Source organism: Streptococcus mitis, from assembly GCF_001074635.1.
GTDB classification, from domain to species: domain Bacteria; phylum Bacillota; class Bacilli; order Lactobacillales; family Streptococcaceae; genus Streptococcus; species Streptococcus mitis_E.
Genome location: NZ_JUQO01000015.1, coordinates 1 through 687, shown reverse-complemented (window position 1 = coordinate 687; position 687 = coordinate 1). Strand labels below are relative to the sequence as shown.

General features: G+C 35.8%; 1 protein-coding gene. It reads left to right on the top strand.

The features are described from left to right. Window positions 1-124: 124 nt before the first annotated feature. Window positions 125-604 (top strand): sigma-70 RNA polymerase sigma factor region 4 domain-containing protein, encoded by a 480-nt coding sequence (locus ADI58_RS00530; protein ID WP_049521058.1) that lies wholly within the window; start codon window positions 125-127, stop codon window positions 602-604. Window positions 605-687 lie beyond the last annotated feature (83 nt).

Below are 687 nucleotides of genomic sequence, written 5' to 3'. Positions count from 1 at the left end.
ATAACCCAAAGAGAGGCAAGACCTCTCTTTTTTATGCAGTTGAGGAGCTAAAGGGTGCAGAATGGATGAAATGTGCCAAAAGTGTATCTGAATCTGTTAGACTGTATCTAGAAAGGGGAAGATTATGCTTAAAGAATTGTATGAAGAAGTCCAGGGAATTGTATACAAGTGTAGAAATGAGTATTACCTTCATTTATGGGAACTATCGGACTGGGATCAAGAGGGAATGATTTGCCTGCATGAATTGATTAGTAGCGAAGAAGGGCTAGTAGACGATATTCCACGCTTACGTAAATACTTCAAAACAAAATTCCGGAATCGAATTCTAGATTATCTCCGTAAACAAGAAAGTCAAAAACGGAGATATGATAAAGAGCTTTATGAAGAAGTGGGTGAGATAAGTCATCGAGTAAGCGAGGGAGGTCTCTGGCTAGACGACTATTATCTCTTTCATGAAACACTAAGAAATTATAGAAACAAACAAAATAAAGAGCAACAAGAAGAGTTAGAACGCGTCTTAAGAAATGAACGTTTCCGAGGGCGTCAAAGAGTGTTAAAGGACTTACGTATTGTGTTTAAAGAGTTTGACATCCGTACTCATTAGAAATTCATGCAAAAAAGTAAAAAAAGTTTAAAAAAGTAGTTGACAAAAAATAAAAAGTCGGTATAATAGTAAGAGTTGAAAAT

What these genes read in the sequence shown, in the direction of transcription:
- ADI58_RS00530 (WP_049521058.1), top strand. Translation starts at nt 125, where the DNA reads ATGCTTAAAGAATTGTATGAAGAAGTCCAGGGAATTGTATACAAGTGT.